The sequence below is a fragment of the Nocardia sp. NPDC004278 genome, from assembly GCF_053602975.1.
Map to the genome: position 1 here is coordinate 29700 of NZ_JBSGEQ010000021.1, position 24724 is coordinate 54423.

Below are 24724 nucleotides of genomic sequence, written 5' to 3' on the forward strand. Positions count from 1 at the left end.
AGGCTGGTCATGACAACACAACTCGAAACGCCCGCCGATCTCGTCGGCATGGTCGGCCACCAACTCGGGACCACCGCCTGGATGGAGATCACCCAGCAGCAGGTGGACCGGTTCGCCGAGGCCACCGGTGATCACCAGTGGATCCACACCGATCCGCAGCGTGCCGCGGCCGGGCCGTTCCACGGCACTATCGCGCATGGGTATCTCACCCTGTCCCTCGCGCCGGTGGTGATCGCCGACGTACTGGAGATTCGCGAGCTCACCGCCGCGCTCAACTACGGCCTGAACAGGGTGCGCTTCCCCGCCCCGGTGCCGGTGGGCGCCAAGATCCGGGCGGCGGTGACGCTGAATTCCGCCCAGCAGAAGACATCCGGCGTGGAGGCGGTCTTCGGCCTCACCTACGAAATCGACGGCGGCACCCGCCCGGCCTGCGTCGCCGACGTCGTGGTGTTGTACCCATGAGCGCCCCCGTGCCCGCCGACGCCGTCGAACAACGGCTGATCGCCGTACTGGGACAACAGATCCGCGTCGACGTGCGCTGGGGTTCGGGTGTGCCGCTGGTGCTGTGCAACGGTATCGGCGCGGCGCTCGAGGTATTCGATCCGCTGGTCGCCGCGTTGAATCCGGCGACCACGGTGGTACGGTTCGACGTGCCCGGCACCGGCGGGTCTCCGGATTCGCCATTGCCGTATGGATTTCCCTATCTCGCCGCGGTACTCGGCGCAGTGCTGCGCAAGCTGGGCATCCACGGGCAGGTCGATGTGCTGGGCCTGTCCTGGGGAGGTGCGCTGGCGCAGCAGTTCGCCTTTCAGTATCCGCGGCGGTGTCGTCGCCTCGTGCTGGTCTCCACCGGCACCGGCGTACTCATGATCCCGGGCACGCCCCGTGCGCTACTGAAAATGCTTACGCCACATCGGTTTCTGGACCACCGCTATGCTGCCCGCATCGCCGGGGAACTCTACGGAGGCAGTGTCCGCCGCGATCCCGCCATTGTCCAGCGGCTGTTCGATCGGCAGCTGATGGCGGGCTCCCGTGTCGGCTATGTGCATCAGCTGCTGGCCGGGTCGGTGTGGACGAGCCTGTTCGCACTGCCGCTCATCCGCCAGCCCACATTGATCCTGGCCGGCACCGACGATCCGATCATCCCGGTCGCCAATGCCCACATCATGGGCCGATTGCTGCCGCATGCGACGGTGCACTTGCATCCGGGCGGGCATGTCGACCTGATTGCCGACGCATCGGTGCTGGTGCCGGTGATCGAGACCTTCCGTGCGCCGTGGTGCTCTCGAAAATATGCCGCGAGACAACAGACCAGGGATTTCGTTGTCGACGGTGACATTGTTCGGGCCGAAACAGAGGGCGCACCCTAAAATAGGCGATGTAGGTCACACATCATTATTCGGATGATTCCTTGCGCAGGGAGCTCGAAATGGACCTTCAGATCGGTGTCGCCGACGCTCTCGGAACCGACTACTTTTTCTTGCGGGAACGCATCACACCCGCTCAGTTCGATGTCCTTTCGCGCACAAGGGAGTTTGTCGCGAAAGAGGTTCGCCCGGTCATCAACGACTACTGGGAGCGGGCCGAATTCCCCTTCCCGCTGCTGAAGAGCCTGAGTGAGGTCGGGATCATCGGCGACGGCATCGTCGGCTACGGCTGCCCGGACCTGGATCCTATTTCGGTGGGCCTTGCCTACATGGAACTCAGCCGCGGTGACGGCAGCATCGGCACCTTCGCCGGCGTGCAGGCCGGACTGGCCATGCAGTCGATCGCCCACTGCGGTTCGGAGGAGCAGAAACAACGGTGGTTGCCCGAGATGGCGCGGCTGGAGAAGCTGGGTGCTTTCGCATTGACCGAGCCCGACCACGGCTCGGATTCGATCGGGCTCGAGACGAGCGCCCGCCGCGTCGGCGGTGACTACATCATCGACGGCGCGAAGAAATGGATCGGCAACGGCAGCATCGCCGATGTGATCGTCGTGTGGGCGCGCGACACCGAGGACGGTCAGGTCAAGGGTTTTCTGGTGGAGAAGGGCACGCCCGGCTATAACGCGCAGGTCATCACCGGGAAGGGTGCGCTGCGGGCAGTGTGGCAGGCGCAGATTCAGCTCGACGGGGTGCGGGTCCCGGCCGAGAACCGGCTGCCCGGCGCGAACTCGTTCAAGGACTGCGCCACAGTGCTGGTCGGCACCCGCAGTGCGTGCGCGTGGATGGCGCTCGGGCACGCGCTCGCCGGATTCGACACCGCATTGACCTACGCCAAGCGGCGCATCCAGTTCGGAAAACCCTTGGCGGCTTTCCAGATCGTGCAGGACCGTCTGGTGAAGATGCTCGCCGACGTCACCGCCATGCAGCTGTACTGCCTGCAGATCGGCACGCTCGCCGCCGAGGGACGTCTGCAACCCACCCTCGCCGGACTGGCGAAGATGCACAATACGAGTACCGCCCGCACGGTCCTGCACACGGCGCGCGACTTGCTCGGCGGCAATGGGATTCTCCTGGACTTCCAGGTCATGCGGCATATGGCCGACGTCGAAGCCGTGCACACCTTCGAGGGCACCGAAACCATGCAGACCCTGATCGTGGGCCGCGACATCACCGGCATCAGCGCGTTCGCCTGACCGGGCGCCCAGAGCATTGTCAGGAGCAGCGATGCCCGCCATCACCGATTTCCCCACCACGACGGCGGCCCGCGACAAGGTCGTCACCGCAGCGGAAGCCGTGCGTCTGATTCGTGACGGTGATTCGGTCGCCATCGAGGGATTCGGGGGACAGTGTTTTCCCGAAGAGCTCACCCTCGCGCTCGAACAGCGCTTCCTCGAATCCGGATCGCCCCGCGATCTCGGCATTGTTTTCACCGTGGCCCAAGGGGACCGCCGAGGCCGGGGGCTGGACCGTATCTGCCATCCCGGATTGCTCTCCCGGGCCATAGGAGGGCATTGGGGGATGAGTCCCGGCATCCAGAAACTGGCTGTCGGCAACGAAATCGCCGCGCACAATCTGCCCCAGGGCGTGCTTGCCCAGTTGTTCCGCGACACGGCAGCCGGAAAGCCCGGCCTGCTCACCCACGTCGGGCTGGGCACGTTCGTGGACCCTCGGTTCGGCGGCGGCAAGGTCAACGAGCGCACCACCGAGGATCTGGTCGAACTGATCACTGTGGCGGGCCGGGAATTGCTGTTCTACCGGGCATTGGCGTTGGATGTCGCGCTGCTGCGCGGCACCACCGCCGATCCCGACGGCAATATCAGCATGGAGCGTGAGGCACTCACCCTGGAGGCGCTGTCCATCGCCACCGCCGTGCACAATGCGGGCGGACTGGTAATTGTGCAGGTAGAGCGGATCGCCGAGAGCGGGTCGCTCAGTCCGCGCGAGGTGAAGATTCCCGGGGTCCTCGTCGATTGCGTGGTGATGGCGACACCGGACCACCATTGGCAGACCTTCGGCACGCCGTACTCACCGGCCTACAGCGGCGAGATCCGGCGCGTGCCCCTGCACTACGCCACGCCACTACCGCTGACCGAACGGAAAGTCATCGCACGCCGTGCCGCGCTCGAACTGCACGCCAACAGCGTGGTCAACCTCGGTGTCGGCATACCCGAGGGGATTGCCGCCGTCACGATGGAAGAGCGCATTGCCGACTTCCTCACACTTACCGCGGAACCCGGCGTGATCGGCGGAATACCCGCCGGCGGAGCCGATTTCGGCGTGGCGGTCAACGCGCAGGCCGTGCTCGACCAGCCCTACCAATTCGACTTCTACGACGGCGGCGGACTCGACGCCGCCTTCCTCGGCATGGCGCAAGCCGATCGGGACGGCAACGTCAATGTCAGCCGGTTCGGAGCCAAGCTGGCCGGTTCCGGCGGTTTCATCAACATCAGCCAGAACGCCAAACAGGTGTTCTTCCTCGGTACTTTTGTCGCACCCAGTCGCACGGCCGTTGTGGACGGCCGGGTCGTCGTCGATCCGACTCCTGCCGCAGCGAAATTCCTCGACGCCGTGGAGCAACGTACGTTCAGCGGTGCACAAGCGCTGCGGACCGGTCAGCCGGTCTTGTACATCACCGACCGCTGCGTGTTCCGATTGACCGAGGACGGATTGCTGCTGACCGAAGTCGCGCCCGGAATCGATATCGAGCGAGATATCTTCGCGCACATGCCATTCAAGCCCATCATCGAGGCCGAACCGGCCCTCATGGATTCCCGCATCTTCGCGCCGAACCCGATGGGACTGAAAGACCGGCTGCTATCGGTCCCGATGCAGGCCCGCATGACCTACGACGACAAGCGGAACATCTTCTTCCTCAATATGGAAGGCCTCGCGCCGACAACCGCGGACGACGTCGAAACCATCCGCGCGGCAATCGAATCCCGGCTGCTCCAGATCGGCCGAAAGACCCACCTGGTGGCCAACTACGACAACTTTGCCCTCCCGGCGGACCTGCGCGACCTCTACGCCCGCTCGGCCCAGGACTTCGCTGACCGCTTCTACCTTTCGGTGAGTCGTTACAGCACAAGCTCCTTCATGAGACTGAAGCTCCGAGATCATCTCGCCGCCCGCGGAGTCGCCCCGCACATCTACGAGAACCGCACCGAGGCCCTCGCCAACGTCGGAACCCCACTCACGGACTGACGCCGGCAGCGATCACCGACACCGTCGTCCCGGGAGCAGGGGAATTCGAAATCCGCGCCCTGGTCGAGCGAAGCGGGGAGCAGGAAGCGGCGGTCTACCGAACGGCTGGTGCGCCACTAGGGCGTGAGGACGATCTTGCCTCGGGTGTGGCGGCGTTCGAGCTCGGCGTAGGCCTCGCGGACCTGCGTCAGCGGATAGCTCTTCGCGATCGGCAGCTCGAGCTGTCCGTCGGCGATCAGGCGAGCCAGCTCGGCGAGTATTTCGGCGCCCGGCCCGGCCTCTGACCCGCCGTCGGTCTTCACCCCGTACTTCGCGGCGGCCGCGTAGTCGGCGATGGTGTCAATGCGTTCGGTCGCGACGCCGAGGGCAAGGGCCAGCTCGACATACCCGCTGCCGTAGGTGTCGATGAAGGCGTGGTGGTGGCGCTCGACCACCGGTTGCGCAAGGCATTCGCCGGCCAGCTCGAGCGCCTCCGCGATGCCTTCCATCGCGATCGAAGAGGCTACGGCCGCCAGTGACGGCTCCGAGGCCGCGGCCCAGTTCGGATTCGCCGTCGTCGACCTGGACGCATTGCGCAAGGGCGGCCGCCTGATGCAATTCGGCAGTCCCCTACCTGCTCGAGGCCCGCGCTGTGCGGCGGCTTCGAGGCTTACCATAATCGGGCTAACAGGCATTCAAAGCTGGGTTATCGCACGCCGGCCGAGCACGCTGCGGCCTGTACTCACACCCACCACCGGTGGCGTCCTGCATCAACTGAATCCGGATAGGTATTACCCGGACTCAATTACCAAATAATCTCGTCATCGGGGACCGGTCAGAAACCTTGTGGGCAGAGCGGAACTCATTGCGCACAGCTTGTGACACAGAGCGGCTTCGTCAGCCAAATAATGGGTTCAGCTGCTTTTGAGTACGTTGCCGGTCAAACAACCACAGAAATGCCAACAATGACATCGTCGAGCCATTAGACCGAGGAGACGTCGTGACCACGTACCGGGTTGGCTATATCGTCGGCAGCCTGTCGCAGAAGTCCATCAACCGCGTACTGTCCAAGGCGCTGATCCGCTTGGCGCCGTCCGAACTCGAGTTTGTCGAGATCCCCATCAAGGACCTTCCGCTCTACAACTACGACTACGACGCCGACTTCCCTCCCGAAGGCCGGGCGCTGAAGGAGGCCCTCGCCGGGGTTGATGCGATCCTGTTCGTCACCCCCGAGTACAACCGTTCGATCCCAGGAGGGCTGAAGAACGCCATCGACTGGGCGAGCCGGCCATGGGGTGAAAACTCCTTCACCTACAAGCCGTCCGCGGTGATCGGGACTTCGCCCGGCAAGCTGGGCACGGCAATTGCCCAACAGAGCCTGCGTAGCGTGCTGGGCTACCTCAACTCGCCGCAGATGAACGCCCCCGAGGCCTACATTCAATACCACTCGGATGCCTTCACCGAAGACGGCGAGGTGCTCGACGACAATATCGCACGGTTTCTGCGTGCCTTCATGGACGAGTTCGGAGCCCATGTGACGCGCGTGCTCACCGTCCTCCCACCCCCGCGTTGAGACACCACCTGCCACTAATGGATCAGCAGGCAGCTCGCGACATTCGCGCGAGTCACCTTCACATCATGCTCGGGTCGATCAATGGCCGGTGGTCTTCACGCCGTTGCGCACCATCCTATTGCTCAGCTGCTTTTCCGACGCGAATATGATGCGATCCGGAGGATTCTTGGGGGGGAACTCGAGGCTGTCTCAGTCATAAACGCCACGGCAATCGACCTGCTTGATGCGTTGCGGACGGACAACGGCCCGGAGGTGAATTCGGTAGCGCGGCAATCGTTTTGCGCCAGGGCGCTAAGCCTCACGAGGCCGAAGCGTACCCGCGATCACCGTCATCAGTGCCTGCAGCGCATCGTCGCGGGCCGCGGCGGGGTCGGGTGCGTGCGCGACGAGCATGCCTGCTTCGGTCGCGGCGCTGAGCAGTAGCTGCGCCAAGATATTCACCTGCACGTCCGGGATCTGCCCCGCCGCGCGCGCGGCCTCGAGCTGCGGGGTGAGCAGTCCCAGTCCGTTGCGGGCTTCGAACTCGCGCCACGCCTGCCAACCGAGGACGGCGGGCGCGTCGGATAGTGCGATCTGGATCATCTCGGGACGACAACAGATATCGAGGAAGGTACGCAGACCGATGGCCAAGGTGTCGAGCAGGTCGTCGGGGTTCGGGGCCGCCGCCATGGCCGCCGCGATCTCCTGGGTGTTCTCCCATTCCAGTTGTTCGAGCACAGCGACGAACAGGCCGCGCTTATCGGCGTAGTGGTACTGCAGGGCACCCCGGGTCACGCCGGCGACTGCGACCAACTGCTCGGCCGGAACGGCGGTGAAGCCGTGCTCGGCGAAGAGCTCGCGCCCTGCCCGCTCCAAGGCGAATCGGGTACTACGAGAACGGTTTTCATGGTTACGGAGTTGCATGCATGCGAGTGAACTCCACAATCAGCTCGGTCAGCAACTCAGGCTGATCCTCGGGGCTCGCGGTGTAGGAATCGTCGATGAGTTTCAGTGTGGCGTTCGGCAGGTCGGCGGCCAGCCGCTCGGCCAGCGCGACTGGGAACAGCTTGTCCTCGCGGGCCCAGGCCAGCAGGATCGGGATGTCGATGGACGGGTAATGGGTTGCCGCCTCGAGGGTGTAGCGGCGATTCGCGGTCTTCAGGAATCGGCGCAGATCCTTGCGGATGGCGGCGGAGTTGCGGCTCGGCAGCAGGTAAGTATCGATGATCTCGGGGGCCACCTTGTGCTTGGCCACCCACCCCAGCGCGATGGGCAGCGGATGCAACGCACGGATCCGCAGTACTTCGGTCAGCGGCCGGATCGAGCCGGGGATGCGCGCCAGCGGTGGCAGCAGATTGAACGGCGGCGGCAGGAAGCGCTCGTAGCAGTCCACCGACGCGAGCACGACCCGGCCGATCCGCGAGGTGCCGCGACTGAGCAGGACCTGCGCGATCGCACCGCCGGTATCGTTGGCGACCAACGTGACGTCGGAGAGATCGAGTTCCGCCATGAACGCCTCGACCAGGTCGGCGAGACCGGTGGGGGTCAGATCCGCGTCCGGCACCGGGATGGAATGCGCGCCGAGCGGCCAGTCGGGGCTCAGGCACCGATAGCCCGTGGCGGCGATGGTCGGAATCATCTTGCGCCACAGGTTCGCGTTGACGAGCAGGCCGTGTACGAACAAGATGGGCGCGCCGGATCCGGTCTCGTAATAGCGAATGCGGCCGCTGGCGAGATCGACCTCGTGCGGCTGACCGAGCGCGGTACTGAGATGCATGTGTTCCTCCGAGGACTTGGTAGGCGATCGACGGGCTGGGTGCGCAGGTGTAGGGCGTCCGGACTTCGCACGCCGTGCGGATCATCGGGCAGGCTGGACTCCTACGGTATTCAGCTCCGGCGCGGGTGGCCGCGAATCCGGTGCATCGGGCGTTTTGCAGCGTCGGCCCGCGAACCTGCGCATCAGCGGGTCGTCGATCCAGTGATAGATCACTGCGGCGGCGACGGTCGAGATGATGAGGCACAGCGCGGCGAAGCCGAGCCAGCCGAGGAATCCGAACTGCCGACCGCCGATGAACCACCGGGTGATCAGCACCATCACCGGAAATTGGATGAGGTAGAAGGCGTAGGAGATATTGCCGAACCAGACCATGCGCGGGGTGGAGTTCAGCCCACGCAGACCGGCCAGGTCGCGGGCGGCCAGCGTCGCCACCACGGCCGTCATCGGGCCGACCAGCAGTGCCGACATCTTGTAATTCACCGGGACGACCCAGGTGGCTGCATAACTGATCGCCAACGCCGCCAACGGCATTCGGACGCTGGTCAGTCGCCAGTGTCCTTCCAGTACCAGTCGTCCGGCCAGTACGCCGAGGAAGAATTCCGGCAGTCGTGATGCCGGGAAGTTGTAGCTCAGCCAATACGCCGGGGACACCGGGATGTCCGGCTGCCGAAACCACGCTTGTGAGGCATGCAGTTCGAAAAAGGGTGATACATCGCCGCGAACCAGGCGCGGTGCGAAGACATTCGCTATGCCCTTGGGCCCCGGCACCCACAGGTAGTACGCGGTATGCAGCAACAGGATGAACACCAGCAGACCCGCCAGCCACCACCACAGCCGGTGGCTGGGGATCCGGCGTACCAGCGGCAGCAGCAACGGAAAACTGAAGTAGAACAATATCTCCGAGCACAACGACCAAGACGGCACATTCAACCCGCCCACCGTCGTCCACTTCGGCACCCAGGTGTGCACCAGCGCCAGATTCGGCACCCACACCACCAACCGGTGCAGCGGCACATTCGCCGCCACCACGAATACCGCCGCCGCCACCAGATGCGTCGGGTAGATCTTCAGGACCCGCCGCCAGTAGAACCGCGGCACTGAACTATTCGGCTTGAACGACCAGAAGATGATGAAACCCGAAAGCACGAAAAAGAACGTCACACCGGCCGCGCCCAGTTGCATCGGCAGCAGCTGATGCAAGTGCCGGAACAGGTCCGACTTCTGGAACGGGTACACCGGCAGGAAGACCAGCGCGTGCAGGACGAATACGGCGAACGCGGCCCACCAGCGCGCCCCGGTCAGCGACGGCAGAGCGGGTCGTCTCCGGTCGAGTTCCGCCAAGGCGTCCCGATCCCCCGCCACCACCTCGCTCGCCATCATCAGCCCGCGATCAGCTGCCGCAGCGCGGCAGCCACCACGCCGTCACCGTGCGACGACGGGTGCACCGGGGTGCCCATCAGTTCGCTGTTCGGGTCCAGGATTCCGGCCAGCCACGGCTCCGGCGAGCACAGGCCGTGTCCGGCGGTGACCGCCTTGGCGTCGAAGAATTCCACGCCGAGGGTCCGCGCGGCGGCGCGCTGCGCGGCATCCATCCGGTCCCACAGTTCGATCGGCGCGCCCGCGCGCTGCTGGACGATCGTGCCGACGCCGAGCACGTTGATGCACCAATGCTGTTGCCCTGGCGCGTTCATCTCCGGATAGCCGACGAAGACGATGCGTGCGTTCGGCGCGTAATAGCGGACATAGTCGACGACCGGCTTGATCCGCTCCAGGTACTGCTGGGTGCTGACCCCGCGATAGTCGGTGGCGCGCCCCTGCGCCGCGGCCTCGGGGCCACATCCGCGAATCAGGTCGAGCACACAGTTGAGCAGGGTCTGGCGCAGCCGCACCGTGTTCTCGCCCCAGGCGTCGTTCAACCCGGTCTGGATCAGCACGGTCTTGGTCCGCGGCCCGAACGATCCGGCCGAATCCGCGCTGCGCGCCTCGTGCGCCAACGTGAACCCCGGTCCACTGACCAAAGACGCACCGCGACAGGACATATCGATGAAATCGGAGGTACCCCAGACGTTCAGGTTCTTGGCCAGCTGCGTCGGCCACGAGGTCGGGCCGTGCGAGCAGTCCGGTTGGGCGCCGGGGGTGACATTTTCCAACGCCGCACCGATATCGCCGTTCGCGGTGAAGGAGTCACCCAGCACCACAAGGGATTTGCCGTCGGCTCCGGGATCGGCCGTGGCGAACGGTGCGGACGCGAGCAGCATGGCCGAGGCGAGACCGAGCGCGGCCGTGGTCAGTGTGCGGTAACGGGTCGAGTACGTCATGGGCGTCCTTGTCGAGAGCAGGCCGAGTCGGGTGACCGGCGGGTCAGTAGCCGGGTTTCGGTTCGAATCCTGGATCGGGCAGCGTCGGTGGCTGCTGCGGTTGCGGCGCAGGTTGGGTCTGCGGCACTGGCTGTGGTGCGGGTTGGGGCTGTGGCGCCGGAGCCTGCTGCTGGGTCGGCGCCGGAGCCTGCTGCTGGGTCGGCGCAGGCGGCGGCGCACTCGCGCTATCCGCCGTGGTGGGCGCGGGCGTTGTGGTGGGAGCGGTCGTCGGCGCGGTGGTGGCGATCGGCGACACCACCGGCGCGGAGGTGGTCGAGGTGGCCGGCTTGGAACTGTCGTCGTCCCCACATCCGGTGAGGCCCAGCACAATTCCGCACAGCGCGGCGCAGGACAGCGCGAGTCGCGCTGATCTCGATCGGGCTGCGGTCTGTGTCATCTCAGTTTCTCCCAACTCGTATCTCGGTGAATCGCGTGATCCGGGGATGCCTGCCGACATCCGGACAGCCCTCATCCATCCGGGAGACGCCGACGGCCCGCATACCCGCCGCGGCCGCCGCGTCGAGTTCGGCGACATTGTCGGAGAGGAAGCCGATGCGATCGGGGCGCACCCCGATCGCCTCCGCGATCACCCGGTAGGACCGCGCGTCGTTCTTCGGTCCGGCGGATGACAGGTCGAAGTGGCCGCTGATCAGTGCGGACAGATCGCCGAACTGGGTGTTGGCGAACCAGAGTCGCTGCGCCAGTTCCGAACCCGAGGAGAAGATGTACACCCGGTCGCCCCGGCGCACCCACGCCCGGAGCAGCGGCGGTACATCGTCGTAGAGCGTTGCCGTCAGCACTCCGGTGGCGAAGCCGTCCTGCCAGATCAGCCCCTGCAGGGCTTTGAGCGGCTCGGCCTTGCTATCGGCATCGCTCCATCGCGCGAGTTCGGCCGCGACCACATCCAGGTCGGCATGCGGATCGTGCAGCGCCGACCGGACCGCTTTGGCAATCCGCCCGATCCGGGGGTCCGGCCTCCCCAACCAGTCGGCCAGGCGCGGTCTGGCGTAGCCGAACAACGTATTCCGCACGGCCGCCACGGGACTCACCGTTCCCTCGATATCGAGCAGCACCGCGTCGCCGGTATCGACCATTGGCTCGCCGCGCTCGCTCATCCGAGTAGCTCGTCCAGGCTCGGCATCCGCGCGGAGATCGGATCGCCGGTGAAGTCGCCGATCCAGCCGTCCTCCTGCTCGAAGAATCGGATGGCGCAGAACTGCGGTGTGGCGCCCATATCGAACCAGTGCGTCGTACCGGCGGGCACCGAGATCAGATCGCCTTCAACACACACCACCGCGTACACCTTGTCGCCGAGGTGCAGGTAGAAGCAGCCCCGCCCTTCGACGAAGAAGCGAACTTCGTGCTCCGCGTGGCGATGTTCGTCGAGGAACTTGGTCCGGGCGCCTGCAGCTCGGGTCCGCCATTCCGCGTTCTCCGGGTCCGGAACCATCCGCACCACATCGACCAGCCGGTAGCCGCCCGCCGCGCACACGTCGTCGATTTCCCCGCGGTAGGCGGCGAATATCTCGTCCTGTGTGGCGTCCGCCGCGAGCCCCCTGGTCGGCCACTGTTCCAGGTGGATATCGAATGGCGCGAGCAGTTCCGCGATTTCGGCTCGCTCGGTCGTGCGCACAATCACCTCGTCGCGGTTGTTGTCCGCCATTACCTGCACGATCGTCATGGCTGGCCTGCTCGGGTCCGAAGGTGTAGTCCACACAGCATTTCCAGGCACTCCATCCGATTGCGCGCGGTCTCGAGGTCGGGTCCCCACACGGTCGCGCCGTGCCGATCGATCAGCACCGCCGGTGCCGAGTGATGGTCGAGCCGCGCGCGCAGTTCGGCCGCGATCCGGCGCACATCGTCGTGATTGGGCAGCACCGGGACTTCGAACCCGCCGTTGCGGCGCGGCCCGAATCCCTTGACGATCTCGAAGTCGTCGAACTGCACGGCGGGTCGCTGTGCCAAGGTGGCGACCAGGGTCGCGTGCGGCGGATGCGCATGCACCACAGCTCCGCAGGCCGGGAAGATCTGGTACAGCGCGGCATGGATCGACACCTCGGCCGACGGGCGCTGGTCCGGATAGCCAACCGCCGCACCGGTTTCCGCGTCGACCAGCACGAGATCCCGTGCGGTCAGCGCGCCTTTGCTTCGGCCGCTCGCGGTAATGAGCGCATCGCCGGTACCGGGCACACGGACCGACAGATTGCCCGCGGTCCCGTCCAGCCAGCCGCGCCGGTGCAACTGCGCTGCCATATCCGGAAGCCCGTAACCCAGTGCGGGCCATACCGTTCGGCGTTCGGTCACCACGGCGGTGACCAGGTCGCGGGGCGTCACATCGAAGGCCGGGTTGTAGGCGGCGCTCCCCTCGGGCGCGACCGGATGTCCGGCGACCGAGGTGACTTCCCCGGCCGCGCGCTCTTCGATGGTGATCGCGGCGCCATCGAAGATCGACGCGTCCATCGTGGATTCCGGCGCGACCACGACGAAGGGAATACCCGCCCGAGCCGCCGCCAGGGCCAGCGGATACGTGCCGATCTTGTTGGCCACGTCGAAGTGAGCGGTGATCCGGTCCGCGCCGACCAGCACACAGTCGACCAGCCCACTGGCGATCGCGGCCGAACTCGCCGAGTCCACACAGATCCGATGCGGGATATCCGCCTCGGCCAGCTCCCACGCGGTCAGTCGCGCACCCTGCAGCAGCGGCCGCGTCTCGCCGACCAGCACGCTCTCCAGCCGGCCGCGCTGGGCCAGTTCGCGGATGGCGCCCAGCGCGGTGCCCCACGCCACGGTCGCCAATCGGCCGGTGTTGCAATGGGTCAGGACCCGCAGACGATGTCGTCCGGCCATCGTCGACACCACATCGGCCGCGCGCGCGGCCATCGTGCGATTGACCTGTTCGTCCTCGGTGAGTAGCGCGAGCGCGGCGTCGAGCACCGCGTCCGGCCCCTGAGCCAGGTAGGCGCACACTCGCCGCACCGCCCATGCGAGATTGACGGCGGTGGGCCGCGCCGCCACGATGCGTTCGGCATCCGCGGTGACCGCTGCGGTGTCCCCGCGATGGGCGCGGACGGACAGCGCGACCGCCAGTGCCCCCGCCGCACCGATCGCGGGTGCACCCCGCACGGTGAGCGTCTCGATCGCGGCGATGACCTCGTCCACCGTCGTCATGCGCACGATCCGGAATTCGCCGGGCAGTGCGCGCTGGTCGACGGCGTAGATCACGCCATCCACCCAGTCCAGTGAGCGTTCCAAGGCCGTTACCTCCCCTGTCTCGGTATCCGGGCGGTCAAGCGCCGACGGTGAAGATCTCGAACTGGTAGACGAAGGCGTAGTCGTCGTGGAACAACTGCGTGCACAGGTCGTCGTCGCGGCGCAGGCCGCCGAGCAGTTCCGGTGCCGGCGTATGCCGAGACAGGAAGTTGCGGTAGCAGATTCGACCGTCGGTGCGCGCGATCCGCACCACTTCCTTCATCAGCGTGCCGAACTGTTCGCGGTCGATGCAGCTGGTCACATCGGACAGCGAGAACTTGTCGATCGAGCGGTCCGGCAGCGATCGGAGATGATCCATCAGGTCGGCACGGACGATCTCGACCCGAGTGTCGGCGGCTCTGATGGCCGCGACATTGTCGCGAAGCAGGTAGTGCGGCAACACCTCTCGGTTCGGGTAGCGGCCGTGGAACATGAACGACACCCAGTCGTTGTCCTTGGCGAGATGGTGGGTGAAGGTGTGCTCGAGCCGCTCCAGGACGTAGTCGCCGCACGACTGCACATCGGTGACGACGCGGTAGGAGTCGTCGTTGAGGACCGTCTTCAGGGTGCGCTCGGTGAAGCCGTGACGGATCATGGCCCGCCACCGCCAGCCGTCGATCCGGGTGCGATAGATCTCGCGCTGCGTATCCAGGTCCGGCGCCGCGAACAGTGCACGCATCGCGGAGCCGTACAGCACGCGCATGGCGGGCGCGACCACCCGGACATACAGCTGCTCATGCCTGCCCGCCTGCAGCACCCCCTTGGCAATTGCCTTGCGATACTTGGTGAAGTAGGCGACGGCACCGGGTGAGAGCTGTGGCGTCAACTCCTCGAACAGTCGCCACCGGTCGGCCGAGGCGTCCACGCCGAGGAATTCCAGCAGCGTGTCGTAGGAGAAATGCCGGATCGCGGCCAGCTTAAGCTCGAGTAGATAGGTCTGCCCAGCGGAACTGTCCACCGAGGTCACCGAGCGGGGATTGCCGACCACCAGACTCAGTGCGCGGCAACCACTACCGGTCACCGCCAGGACATCGTCGCCCTCGGCGATGTCGAGCGCACGCAACTCCGAGCGGGAATCCTCGTCGCAGGTGCTGTAGAGCAGCCAACGATCTTTGTTTTCAGTACTTTTCACGGTCTGCTACCCCTCCGGGGACATACATCGGGCGAGAAGATGCGCGTCATGCCGGCGCCACATCCGACTGTTCGGCATCGGCCTCGGCATCGACCGGCGGCGGTGGCGGTTGCGTCGGCAGCAGCGCGCCGGCCGCGACGGCCGCCACGGCGCATACGCCGGTCACGACCAGGCAGGTGATCTGGAATCCGTGCAGAAATGCCGTCTGCGCGGCGTCGTGCAGTGCGTCGGCCAGGGCGTTCTGGCCGCGGGCGGCGAATCCGGCCGCCTGTTGCAGCGCGGCCCCGACCGAATCCCGACTCGACTCGAGTACGCCGCCGGGCACACCGGGCACACTGCCGTCGGGCAGTTTGTCGATGTAGAGCGAGTGGTGCACACTGCCCACCACGGCGATGCCCAGCGTGCCGCCGAGCAATCTGGTGGCGTCGTTCATGGCGGAGCCGATGCCGGCCTTCGCCGCGGGCACCACGCCCATGATCGACTCGGTCGCGGGGATCGCCACCGACCCGATGCCGAGGCCGATCAGCACCATCTGCGCCGCGATCACGGTGTAGCTGGTCACCACATCATCGACCGAGAACCAGGCGTAGGCGACACCCATCAGGATCAGTCCCGCGGTGACCACACTTCGGGTGCCCAGTTTGACGACCAGTTTGCCGCCGAGCACCGACCCGATGATGATCGCCACCGCGACCGGGATCAGCCGCACACCAGCGCCGAGCGGTGTGTAGGACTTGAGGAATTGGAAGTATTGCGTCACCAGGAAGGTGAAGCCGTTGAGCGTGAAGAACGTGATCGTGATGGTGCCGCACGCGGCGGAGAACCGCAGATTTCGGAACAGCCGCACGTCGATCATCGGATGCTCGGTATTCAACTCACGGAACACCAGGACGACCAGCAGCACCGCGGACCCCGCGAAGCCGAGCAGACTCGCCCCGCCGAGCCATCCGCGATTCGGCGCCTCGATAATGGTGTAGACCAGCAATCCGATGGCCACCGTGGACAATACGAGGCCGGGATAGTCGAGACCGGGTGCCCGGGGGTCCCTGGAGTTCGGCACCACCAGCGCGACCAGCAAGATGCACAGCGCACCGACCGGTACCACGACGACGAACACACTGCCCCACCAGAAGTGGTCGAGCAGCAGTCCGCCGATGATCGGTCCGAGCACCACGCCGATCCCGGATACCGCGCCCCATACGCCGATTGCCGCCGCGCGCTCGCGGCGGTCGACGAACACATTGGTCAGGATCGACAGCGTGGACGGATAGATCAGCGCCGCACCCAGACCCATCACGGTGCGCGCCGCGATCAGCTGCCCGGTCGAGTCGCACAGCGCGCCCGCGCCGGTCGCCACCGTGAACACCACCAGACCGGCCAATAGTGTGCCGCGCCTACCGAATCGGTCGCCGAGACTGCCCGCCGCGAGCACCAGCGCCGCGAAGGTCAGCGCGTAGGCGTCGACGATCCATTGCAATCCGCTGGTGCTCGAGCCGAGTTCGCGCACCAGGCTCGGTAACGCGAGGTTGACGATCATCGCGTCCATGTAGATCGCGATGACGCACAGGCACAGCACGGCGAGCACGAGCGATCGTGATCGCGATGTCGTTGCGGTCATGAGATATGAACTCCTGCTTCGTCGTTCGCGCGCATCGCGGTGGCGACGAGCGCGGCCTGGAATGACAGTGCGATCACGTCGTTTGTCACCAGCACCGCACCGCGGACCAGATCACCGACGACATATATCCCGCGCACCGGTGCGCCGAACGCGTCCAGCGGCTCGAAGGTGCTGACCTCGATACGGACCCCACCGTGCGGGTGGGCGGTGAGCAGACCGTCGTCCAGCAGTCCGGCGAGCACAGGCTGGGTCCGCAGCGCCGCGATATCAGTGCCCGCACCGGTCGCATTGATCACCACGTCCGCGAATTCCGTTGTGCCGTCGAGGTGTATCGCGAATCCATGGTCGACACATTCGACCGCATGCAGTCCGCCGAATACGCGCAGTCGCCCCGCACCCATGGCCGCGAGCACCCGCCTGGCGGTTTCGGGTGGGATGGGTGCGCCGTGCACGAGCAGCGGCGTCAGCCACTCGGCGAAGAATTCGGTGCGGTCCTGCTCCACGAGCAGCTGCCAAGCGGGCAGCAACATCGGCGACGCGCCGTTGACCACCTGCTGCCATCCGCGCTCGACTCCCCCGTCGAGCCCCGCCAGCTCATGCTCGAGCATCACCTGGGTGGTCGGACCGCAGTCACGCACCTCCGACCAGTCCGGCGGTTCGGTCGAGGCGGCCGCGATATCGGCCATCAGCGCCCGGCCGAAGTCGACCAACCGCAGCATTCCGGCATCGACCGCCCGCTGCATGCACTGCTCGACGTGCGGAATGGGTGCGGTGGTCTCCGGACCGCGCAGCCGCGGCAGCCGTCCGGACCGCGAAGCCAGCAGAACCGGGCCGGTGTGCCCCCGCGCGGCGAGTGTCAGCGCGGTATCGATGGCGGTGAGCCGGGTGCCGAGCACCGCGACGCGCACATCATCCGGCAGCGCGGGCAACTCCCACGGATCGGCGAAATAGCCCGGCGCGCCCACCAGATCCGGAAAGCGATCCGACTGCGGCAGCATGCCGACACAGATCGCGACGCGGTCGGCCACGAGCACGCGGCCGCTCGCACACTCGATCCGCCACCGCCGCGTATCACCGACCGCCACCCGGATCGCCTCATCGGCCACGACATCGACCACGACGCCCGCCGCGGTCGCGTCCTGCACCGCCTGATCGAACATGTCGCGCACATATCTGCCGAACCAGGCGCGAGCGGGAAATTCCGCGACCGGCTGACCGGCTGCCGCTGCCTGATCGGTCAGCCAGCGCTGGAATTCGTCCGGATCGGCGAGATTCAGGCTGGACTTGGCAGCCCGAGTGTTGATCAGGTGTGTCGGCTCGGGTGTGCCGAATGGCAGCCGCGTCGCGGCCGGATCGCGGTCGACGACGACATATCGGGTGCCCGCGGGCAGTCCGGGCAGCAGTTGCCTGGCCAGCGCCGTGCCCGTCGGTCCGCGCCCGATCTGGACGATTACCGCGTCCTCGGCCTCGGAAGTCATGGGTTCAACCTCGAATTCTGGTCTGCGGCAATGGTTGTCAGGTGACGATCAACGGCTCGCCGGCCACGAACCGATCCAGCGGTCCGGCGATGCCGGTGCGCGACGGCGGATGGAAGGCCAGCGCACGACAGGCCGTGTAGAGCAGCGCGCTGGAACCCACCATGAAGGCGACACCGCCCAGCAATTCGGTCGCCAGTGCCGAGGTCCGCTCGACGGCGCGCTGCACCGCGAATCGGACATGCAGTGCCCGCGCGACGGTGCTGGGTTCGCCTGAGCCCTCCATGATTTCGGTCGCGACGGCCTCGATGGCGGCCATCGCCGCCTCCAACTCACCCACCAGCAGCATCCGGTCGGCGGCGGTGCCGCGCCCCTGCTCCGATACCCGCTCGACCAATCCGCTGGCCATGCCCAGATAGCAGGCCGATACCAGCAGCTCGAAGGTCAGCCAGCCGGCGGTGAGCGCCGCGTTGAGGCTGTCGGTCTTGCCGAAGAACGACACCGAATCGTCGGTGATCTCGACATCGGTCAGCACGACTTCTTCGGTTTCCGAGCCGGGAAAGACCAGCCCGGTGCCCAGCGGACGCACCTCGATACCCGGTGATGTAGCGGGGATGACCGCCAACGCCAACTCCGCTTCGTCGGCACCGTCGGGCCGCAGCAGCACGCTGGCGGTGAGAATGTCCATGGACCGCGACAGACTGCACGGCTTCTTGCTGCCATTGAGCTTCCACCCGCCCGCTATCCGCTCACCACGCAGCGTCGGTGCGATGACACCGGCACCCGGAATCCCCTCGGCGAAGGCCGATGCCAGATAGAGCCCACCCGCCGCGACCATCCCGAGCATGGCCTCGGTGCCGGGGCCCGGTGGGATCGCGGCGACCGTGCACGAATGCATATTCACCGCGATCGCCAGTGACGGCGACCGGCTGCCGAGCACGCGGTGGATATGCGCGGCCTCCAGCAGTGAGGCGCCGAGTCCGCCCGATGCCTTACCGACGAGCAGTCCGGGGCCGCCGAACTCGCGGAAGATCGACAGCCCCGGGCTGTCCTTGGATTCGAGAACTTCCAGCGGCACCTCGTGCAGTTTCGCATCGAGTCCGGGGACAAATCGTTCGGCCGTTTCGCGTTCCCGCGCCATGAATCGCATTGCATTCTCCGATGATCGAGCTGAGTCGTTGATCCCCCCCGTGTGTGTTGGGTCAGATGACGAAGAGTTCGTCGGCGAGCATTTCGTCGAGGCTCTTCTCGAAGGCATGCGCGATCTGATCCAGGTCTTCGGTGCTGTGCGCGGCGCTGATCAGAAAACTGTGCAGTTCCGGCAGATACACCTGGTGCTTGCGCATGTAGTAGGCCAGGGCGATGGTGGCCTTGAAGTTGCTGCCCGCCATGCGTTCTCGGTACAGGCCCGCCTCGCGATGGCTGAAGTTGAGCGAGAAGATCGAGTTGCGGGCATTGATCCGGCAGGCGATATCGCGCTGCTCGGCGGCTTCGCGCATCATATCGGCGAGACGCTGGGTATTGTCCTCCAGTTCGATATAGATTTCCTGGTGCTCGCGCAGATAGCGCAGTGCGGCGAGGCCGGCCGCGCAGGTGAGCGAATTACCGCTGAGCGTGCCGCCCGCGAAGACCTTGTTCTCGTAGTCGTAGAACGGATCCTGCGAACTCTTGGCCATATTGATGATCCGCGCGTCACCGACCACCGCACCGCAGGGCAGACCGCCGCCGATCACCTTGCCCAGACAGGTGACGTCGGGATGGATATCGGCCAGTACCTGCACGCCGCCGTAGGCGACGCGGAATCCGGAGACCACCTCGTCGAAGATCAGCGGAATATCGAGTTCGCTACACTGCCTGCGCAATTCGGCCAGGAAGTCGCTGTGCAACGCGACCACGGAGGTGGGCATCGGCTCGAGGATGACACAGGCGAGTTCGTCGGCGTGCTCGCGGAGCCGGGCCAAACCGGGGATGTCGCCGTACTGCAGCACGACGGTGCTGGCCACGCTGCCCGGATCCGAACCGAGCGATCCGGCCACCGGTGCGGGACGGTCGCGGTCGCCGGCGAAGCGGAACCAGGAACTGACCATGCCTTGATCGGAGAAGCCGTGGTAGTGCCCCTCGAATTTGGCGACCACATGCCTGCGTCGATACCCGCGGCACATCCGGATGGCGAACAGGATCGCCTCGGTACCCGAATTGCACAGGACGGCCTTCTGGGCGGCGGGCAGCGCGTCGACGAGTAGTTCGGCCAACTCGATTTCGGACCGGTTGCCGATGCCGTTGACCAGCCCCCGCCGCGCGCCGTCCGCGATCGCGGCATTGATCGCGGGATGCGCGTAGCCGAGCAGGTGCGGACCGTAACCGCCGGATAGGTCGATGTATTCGTTACCGTCGAAGTCGCGCACCTTGCCGCCGGTTGCCTCCTCGACGAATACCGGGAAGCCGCTCGGAAAGAAGTACCGGTCGATATGCGTCGGCGCGACCAGTGTGTCGTGGGCGCGGTCCCGCAGTGCCAGTGAGGTCGGCATCTGCTGCTGGAAGCTGTTCGCGAAGCGCCGTTCGACCTCGGCGTTCATATACGGCGAGTAGCGGTCGGTGAATTTGCGCGCGTTGGCCCAGATGTCGATCTCGGGATTGATCTGGGAGGCGAAACCCTCGCAGGAGAGGAAGACGAGTTCGACCTTGGTGAAGTTGGTGGTGTACTGCGAATCATATTTGCGCAGAACAGCACTCACGTCGTTGAAATAGGAGACGGTCGACCACTGACTCGAGCTGATGTCGAAGTGATAGCGCAGCACTTCGACCATCTCGGTCCGATAGGACTCGCGCCCGCGCTCGAGTTTTTCGTTCGCCACCACGAAGTACCGGGTGAACCGGTCGATCGCGATATCCCACTCTTTGCGGGTGCACGCGTAGTAGAACGAGGACAGGCCCCACTTCTCGTCCTCACTCAACTCCACCGTGACGCCATAGTCCAGCAGGACCAGCTTGCCGTCCGGGGTGAACAGGATATTGCCCGGATGCGGATCACCGTGGCACATGCCGTGCATGTACAGCATCGTGTAGATCACGTCCTGTAGCCGCTGCGCCAGCCGTTCGCGCGGGAAATCGACTGTGGCGGACTCCTTTCCGGGGATGCCGTCCATATATTCCATCACCAGCATCCGATCGGTGACCAGCTCCGGCAGCGTCTGCGGCACCAGCACATACGGGTGCGATACGAAATTGGCGCGGATCCGCTCCTGCTGTTGCGCCTCCAGGGTCATATCGGCCTGCGGCCGCAGCAGCCGTGCCACCTCGTCGAATCGCTTGGGCAAGTTCAACTCGCGCACGCGAGGCGTGGTCCGATGCACCAGCTTCAGCATCGAACCGATCGCGCCGAGGCTGTGGTCGATCTGCTCGGGAACTCTGTTCTTGACCAGTTTGACCGCGACCCGGCGACCGTCGAGCAACTCGGCGAGGTGCACTTGCGCCACCGACGCGCTGGCCACCGGCCGCAGATCCAGCGTGCGGAAGGTCGCCGCCAGCGGTCCGCCCAGTTCCCGCTCGATGGCCGCACGCGACTCGGCCGGCGACATATGCGGCGTCCGGTCCTGCAGCACCCGCAGCGTATCCACCCACGACGGTGGCAGCAGATCCGAGCGGGTAGCGGCGATCTGGCCCATCTTGATATAGATCGGCCCCATCCGAATAAGGAATTCCAGGATCGCGTCGGCGCGGCGCTGTTCGGCGTTGCGACCGCGCTCGCGGATCGATGTGATCGAATACTCCACGGCGCCGAGTACGGTGAAGGTCGCCGCCTTGGCCAGATGTCTGAGCATGGTCCACCTGTTCCGATCGGGCGTCAGAAGACGAAAGAGAAGGCGCCGAAGGACATTCCGGCGCTGCCGACCCAGCCGACCGCGCGATCGCCGGGACGCAACCGGTCCTGCTCGATCGCGGAGGCGATGGCGGTCGGCACCGAGGCGGACACGATATTCCCGGTCCGGTCGTAGACGTGGTGCACGGCGTCGCCGAGCCCGACCTTGTCGGCCATGCCCTGCCAGTACCGCTTGCTGGAGGCATGGGTGAACAGCGTCGATACCTCGTCGGTGCGCACCTCGAGCCGTTCGAACACCCTGAGCGCATCCGCAGCGCCCATCTCGTGCATCTCGAATCCGTAGGAGGTGAAGAAACCGACACCGTTGGCGGCCAGCTTGTTCGAGGGCTCGCAATAGCCCTCGTAGCCATCGAGGGTCACATTGCACAAGGCCGCCAGATCGGGACGCGAGGCGAACCGGAACTCCCACGGCTCATTGTCCTCGGCGGTGAGCACGGTCGCGGTGGCCGCCTCGCCGAGGGTGTATGCCGGGAACGTCGATTCCAGCGCCTCGAGCCGCGGCATGCGGAACAGGTGCGGGAACACCACACCGCCCCAGCGCAGGTTGCACTCCGCATTGACGATCAGCGCGTTGCGGAATTCTCCTGTGCGGAACAGGGATTCGGTGACCTGCACCGCCCTGGTCCAGCTCATGCAGGCATCGAGGATGTCGAAGCAGTGCGGGTTGTCCAGCCCGAGCGCGGCCGCCGTATGGTAGGCCCCGCCCGGTTCTATGAATCCCCGGCCGATCCCGGTATAGATCAGCAGGTCGATATCCCGCGGCCGCAACTGCGCCCGTTCCAGCGCCGAGTTCGCCGCGTCGCGCAGCAGCTCTATCGGGCGCTCCCCCTGATCGAGCCATTGCCGCGACGCCGAGCCCGCGTACCGCAGGTAGTAGTCGACCTTGCGCAGGGCGTCGTCGAGATCACCGGTGAAGCTGTCCGCGCTGTGGGTGGCGATCAGGTCGGTGATGTCGGCATTGGTAACGGTCCGGGAGGGTAGTGCGGCGGCCGCCGATCGGAGCCTCATCTCGCCGCGCTCCTGACCCCGGTGGGATCCTCATCCTGCGGCGCGCTCACAACATCATCGACGGCCGGTGTCAGATGGTCCGCGATGATCTGGGTCATCGCCGCGATGGAGGTCGCTTCCCACATCAGTTCCGGCGGGAACCGCTTGCCCGACCATATTTCCAACCGGTCGTGCAGGTTCATCTGGTCCACCGAGCCGAGCCCGTGCTCGGCCAGCGAACGAGCCGAGTCGAGCCGCGGACCGTCCGACCCCAGATTTTCGGCCATCCATTCCTGGATCTGGGTGAGCAGCCCCTGCTGTACCAGCTCGCGCATCGACGGCGTTGCCGACATGCCTGTGTCGGCGGATGTTTCGATGGTCACCATGCCCTCCCAGCGGTGGACCTCGGCGAGCGCACCCGCGAGGAAGTCGGATTTGCATTGCTGGCGGCGAAGTTTGCCGCTCGTGGTGCGCGGAATCGTGCCCTGGCCGATGAATACGATGGCGACGGGCACGATGGCGTGCTTACGCGCGACCGCGTCGTGCACCGCGGTGACCAGCGCCTGCGGGCTCGGGCCCGCGTCCGCCCGGTACTCCGCGACCAGGACCAGGTTCTCCTGACCGTCACGTTCGACCGAGAAGGCGATGACCGCTCCGGCCCGCAGCGATGCCACGCCGTTCACCACGGTGGTCTCGATATCCTCGAGGTAGTAGTTCACGCCGTTGACGATCATCAGGTTCTTGACCCGGCCGCAGATATACAGCTCACCGGCGTACCAGAATCCGAGATCCCCTGTGCGCAAATAGGTTCGGGCGTCGCCCTCGCCGGTGATCCGGGCACGGAAAGTACGTTCGCTGTCCTCGGGGCGATTCCAGTAGCCCGGTGACACGATCGGTCCACTGACCCAGATCTCGCCGACCGCGCCGTCGGCCGTTCGCTGCCCGGATTCCGGTGTCACGATGGCGATGTCTGTGCGCATCACGGAAGTTCCGCAGCCAACCAATTCGGTCCCCGGAGCATCGCCGACGGGCACCGCCTCGCGCACGCCGAGTGCCGTCGTATCGAAGCTCGTCGCGGCAAACTCGACACCCGAAGTCCCCGAGGTGACCTTGAGGGTGGCCTCGGCCAGGCCATATCCCGGCGTCAGCGCGGTCGGGGCCAGGCCGTGCGGCTCGAACGCGGCGCGGAAGCGGGCGAGTGTGGCCTTGCGGACGGGTTCGGCGCCATTGCTCACCAAACGCCAACTGCTCAGGTCCAGTTCGGCGCGTTGTTGCGGTGTCGTCCGGTCCACGCACAGGTCGAACGCGAAATTCGGTGAGCCACTGTGGGTTCCGTGATAGGCAGAGACCGCCGACAGCCAGCGGATCGGGTTCTTGACGAATGTGGACGGCGCCATCAGAACCGCTTTGGTCCCGGTGAATACCGGCAGCAACACGCTGCTGACCTGCCCGAAGTCGTGGAAGTGCGGTAGCCAGGACACCACGACGCTTTCGGTATCGACGCCCCAGCCATACACCAACTCGGCGCACTGGTGCAGCATCATTCCGTGTTGGATGATCACACCCTTCGGCACCGAAGTAGACCCGGACGTGTATTGCAGATAAGCGATATCCGCCTCCGCGATTTCCACTTCGACAGCATGTTCCGGTGGTTCCGTTATTGCGTCGGACGCAATTCTGGGCAGTCCCGCGATGTACCACTCGTCATCGAGATCTGCCATTCCTCCGACAATATCTCCGGTGCTCAATACAATGCTCGCCTCGGCATCGCGGGCGATCGTATCGACCTGTTCCAGCACATTGGGCTGCGGCGGGAACAGCGGTACGGCGATAACACCCGCGTACAGGCACCCATAGAACGACACCACATAATCGAGGCCCGGCGGATGGAGCAGCAAGGCCCGATCACCAACCGCGACCTCCCTGGTCAACTGGCATGCGATCGCCTGCGCGCGCTGCTGGAGTTCCCCGTACGTCAGCGCCTCGACTTCCTGTCCCGCGCTGTCGAGGAATACGAAAGCGGTTTCCGCGCGATGCGTTTCCACTCGCACATTCAACAGGTCGACCCAATTACGACAGTCCGCGTCAGG

The 24724-nt window shown here is 65.7% G+C and carries 21 protein-coding genes; 5 read left to right on the forward strand and 16 right to left on the reverse strand.

Features of this window, described 5'->3' with window-relative positions; genetic code table 11:
* Window positions 1-9 precede the first annotated feature (9 nt).
* The 4 genes from ACWEO2_RS28030 to ACWEO2_RS28045 are packed head-to-tail and all read left to right on the forward strand — an operon-like array spanning window position 10 to window position 4628.
* Window positions 10-462 (forward strand): MaoC family dehydratase, encoded by a 453-nt coding sequence (locus ACWEO2_RS28030; protein ID WP_452408053.1) that lies wholly within the window; start codon window positions 10-12, stop codon window positions 460-462.
* On the forward strand, window positions 459-1370 hold the full coding sequence (locus tag ACWEO2_RS28035) for an alpha/beta fold hydrolase (protein ID WP_452408054.1): 912 nt from the start codon (window positions 459-461) through the stop codon (window positions 1368-1370). The genes ACWEO2_RS28030 and ACWEO2_RS28035 overlap by 4 nt, the downstream gene beginning before the upstream one ends.
* Before the next feature lie 59 nt (window positions 1371-1429).
* The gene (locus ACWEO2_RS28040; protein WP_355182141.1) at window positions 1430-2620 is read left to right on the forward strand and encodes an acyl-CoA dehydrogenase family protein; all 1191 of its coding nucleotides are present in this window, start codon (window positions 1430-1432) and stop codon (window positions 2618-2620) included.
* 31 nt (window positions 2621-2651) lie between these two features.
* Complete coding sequence (locus ACWEO2_RS28045) at window positions 2652-4628, forward strand: acyl CoA:acetate/3-ketoacid CoA transferase (protein ID WP_452408055.1); 1977 nt, start codon at window positions 2652-2654, stop codon at window positions 4626-4628.
* Between the two features lie 116 nt (window positions 4629-4744).
* On the opposite strand, the gene ACWEO2_RS28050 is transcribed toward ACWEO2_RS28045, so the two are convergent.
* A complete protein-coding gene (locus ACWEO2_RS28050; protein WP_452408056.1) occupies window positions 4745-5206 on the reverse strand; it encodes a zinc-binding dehydrogenase in 462 nt (153 codons plus the stop codon).
* Window positions 5207-5607: 401 nt separating this feature from the next.
* Here ACWEO2_RS28050 and ACWEO2_RS28055 point away from each other — a divergent pair, with 401 nt between their 5' ends.
* Window positions 5608-6180: an NADPH-dependent FMN reductase gene (locus ACWEO2_RS28055; RefSeq protein WP_452408057.1), complete on the forward strand. Its 573-nt coding sequence runs from the start codon at window positions 5608-5610 to the stop codon at window positions 6178-6180.
* Window positions 6181-6471: 291 nt separating this feature from the next.
* Here the strand turns inward: ACWEO2_RS28055 and ACWEO2_RS28060 are convergent, their stop codons facing one another.
* The 15 genes from ACWEO2_RS28060 to ACWEO2_RS28130 form a co-directional block, all read right to left on the reverse strand.
* Complete coding sequence (locus tag ACWEO2_RS28060) at window positions 6472-7035, reverse strand: TetR/AcrR family transcriptional regulator (RefSeq protein ID WP_354954039.1); 564 nt, start codon at window positions 7033-7035, stop codon at window positions 6472-6474.
* A 34-nt stretch (window positions 7036-7069) separates the two neighbouring features.
* A complete protein-coding gene (locus tag ACWEO2_RS28065) occupies window positions 7070-7936 on the reverse strand; it encodes an alpha/beta fold hydrolase (protein ID WP_354954037.1) in 867 nt (288 codons plus the stop codon).
* Window positions 7937-8017: 81 nt separating this feature from the next.
* Entirely contained in the window at window positions 8018-9316 is a 1299-nt protein-coding gene (locus ACWEO2_RS28070; protein WP_452408058.1) for an acyltransferase family protein, read from the reverse strand.
* Complete coding sequence (locus ACWEO2_RS28075) at window positions 9316-10254, reverse strand: SGNH/GDSL hydrolase family protein (protein WP_452408059.1); 939 nt, start codon at window positions 10252-10254, stop codon at window positions 9316-9318. The genes ACWEO2_RS28070 and ACWEO2_RS28075 overlap by 1 nt, the downstream gene beginning before the upstream one ends.
* A 43-nt stretch (window positions 10255-10297) precedes the next feature.
* The gene (locus ACWEO2_RS28080; protein WP_452408060.1) at window positions 10298-10690 is read right to left on the reverse strand and encodes a hypothetical protein; all 393 of its coding nucleotides are present in this window, start codon (window positions 10688-10690) and stop codon (window positions 10298-10300) included.
* 1 nt (window position 10691) lies between these two features.
* Window positions 10692-11408, reverse strand: coding sequence for an acireductone synthase (mtnC, locus tag ACWEO2_RS28085; RefSeq protein WP_452408061.1), 717 nt, complete (start codon window positions 11406-11408; stop codon window positions 10692-10694).
* Window positions 11405-11974: a 1,2-dihydroxy-3-keto-5-methylthiopentene dioxygenase gene (locus tag ACWEO2_RS28090; RefSeq protein ID WP_452408062.1), complete on the reverse strand. Its 570-nt coding sequence runs from the start codon at window positions 11972-11974 to the stop codon at window positions 11405-11407. The genes mtnC and ACWEO2_RS28090 overlap by 4 nt, the downstream gene beginning before the upstream one ends.
* A complete protein-coding gene (gene mtnA / locus ACWEO2_RS28095; RefSeq protein ID WP_452408063.1) occupies window positions 11971-13545 on the reverse strand; it encodes an S-methyl-5-thioribose-1-phosphate isomerase in 1575 nt (524 codons plus the stop codon). The genes ACWEO2_RS28090 and mtnA overlap by 4 nt, the downstream gene beginning before the upstream one ends.
* Window positions 13546-13579: 34 nt before the next feature.
* Window positions 13580-14674 (reverse strand): DUF3419 family protein, encoded by a 1095-nt coding sequence (locus tag ACWEO2_RS28100; RefSeq protein ID WP_354954023.1) that lies wholly within the window; start codon window positions 14672-14674, stop codon window positions 13580-13582.
* 46 nt (window positions 14675-14720) lie between these two features.
* A complete protein-coding gene (locus ACWEO2_RS28105) occupies window positions 14721-16292 on the reverse strand; it encodes a DHA2 family efflux MFS transporter permease subunit (protein ID WP_452408064.1) in 1572 nt (523 codons plus the stop codon).
* Window positions 16289-17770 carry an FAD/NAD(P)-binding protein gene (locus ACWEO2_RS28110; protein WP_452408065.1) on the reverse strand — a complete coding sequence of 494 codons (1482 nt, stop codon included), beginning with the start codon at window positions 17768-17770 and terminating at the stop codon, window positions 16289-16291. Before ACWEO2_RS28110 ends, ACWEO2_RS28105 begins: the two co-directional genes overlap by 4 nt.
* A gap of 37 nt (window positions 17771-17807) precedes the next feature.
* Window positions 17808-18917, reverse strand: coding sequence for an acyl-CoA dehydrogenase family protein (locus tag ACWEO2_RS28115; protein ID WP_452408066.1), 1110 nt, complete (start codon window positions 18915-18917; stop codon window positions 17808-17810).
* Between the two features lie 52 nt (window positions 18918-18969).
* Window positions 18970-21588: an aminotransferase class III-fold pyridoxal phosphate-dependent enzyme gene (locus ACWEO2_RS28120; protein WP_452408067.1), complete on the reverse strand. Its 2619-nt coding sequence runs from the start codon at window positions 21586-21588 to the stop codon at window positions 18970-18972.
* A 23-nt stretch (window positions 21589-21611) separates the two neighbouring features.
* Window positions 21612-22655, reverse strand: a complete 1044-nt coding sequence (locus ACWEO2_RS28125; protein ID WP_452408068.1) for a 3-oxoacyl-[acyl-carrier-protein] synthase III C-terminal domain-containing protein — start codon at window positions 22653-22655, stop codon at window positions 21612-21614.
* A complete protein-coding gene (locus ACWEO2_RS28130) occupies window positions 22652-24679 on the reverse strand; it encodes an AMP-binding protein (protein ID WP_452408069.1) in 2028 nt (675 codons plus the stop codon). The genes ACWEO2_RS28125 and ACWEO2_RS28130 overlap by 4 nt, the downstream gene beginning before the upstream one ends.
* Window positions 24680-24724: the final 45 nt, after the last annotated feature.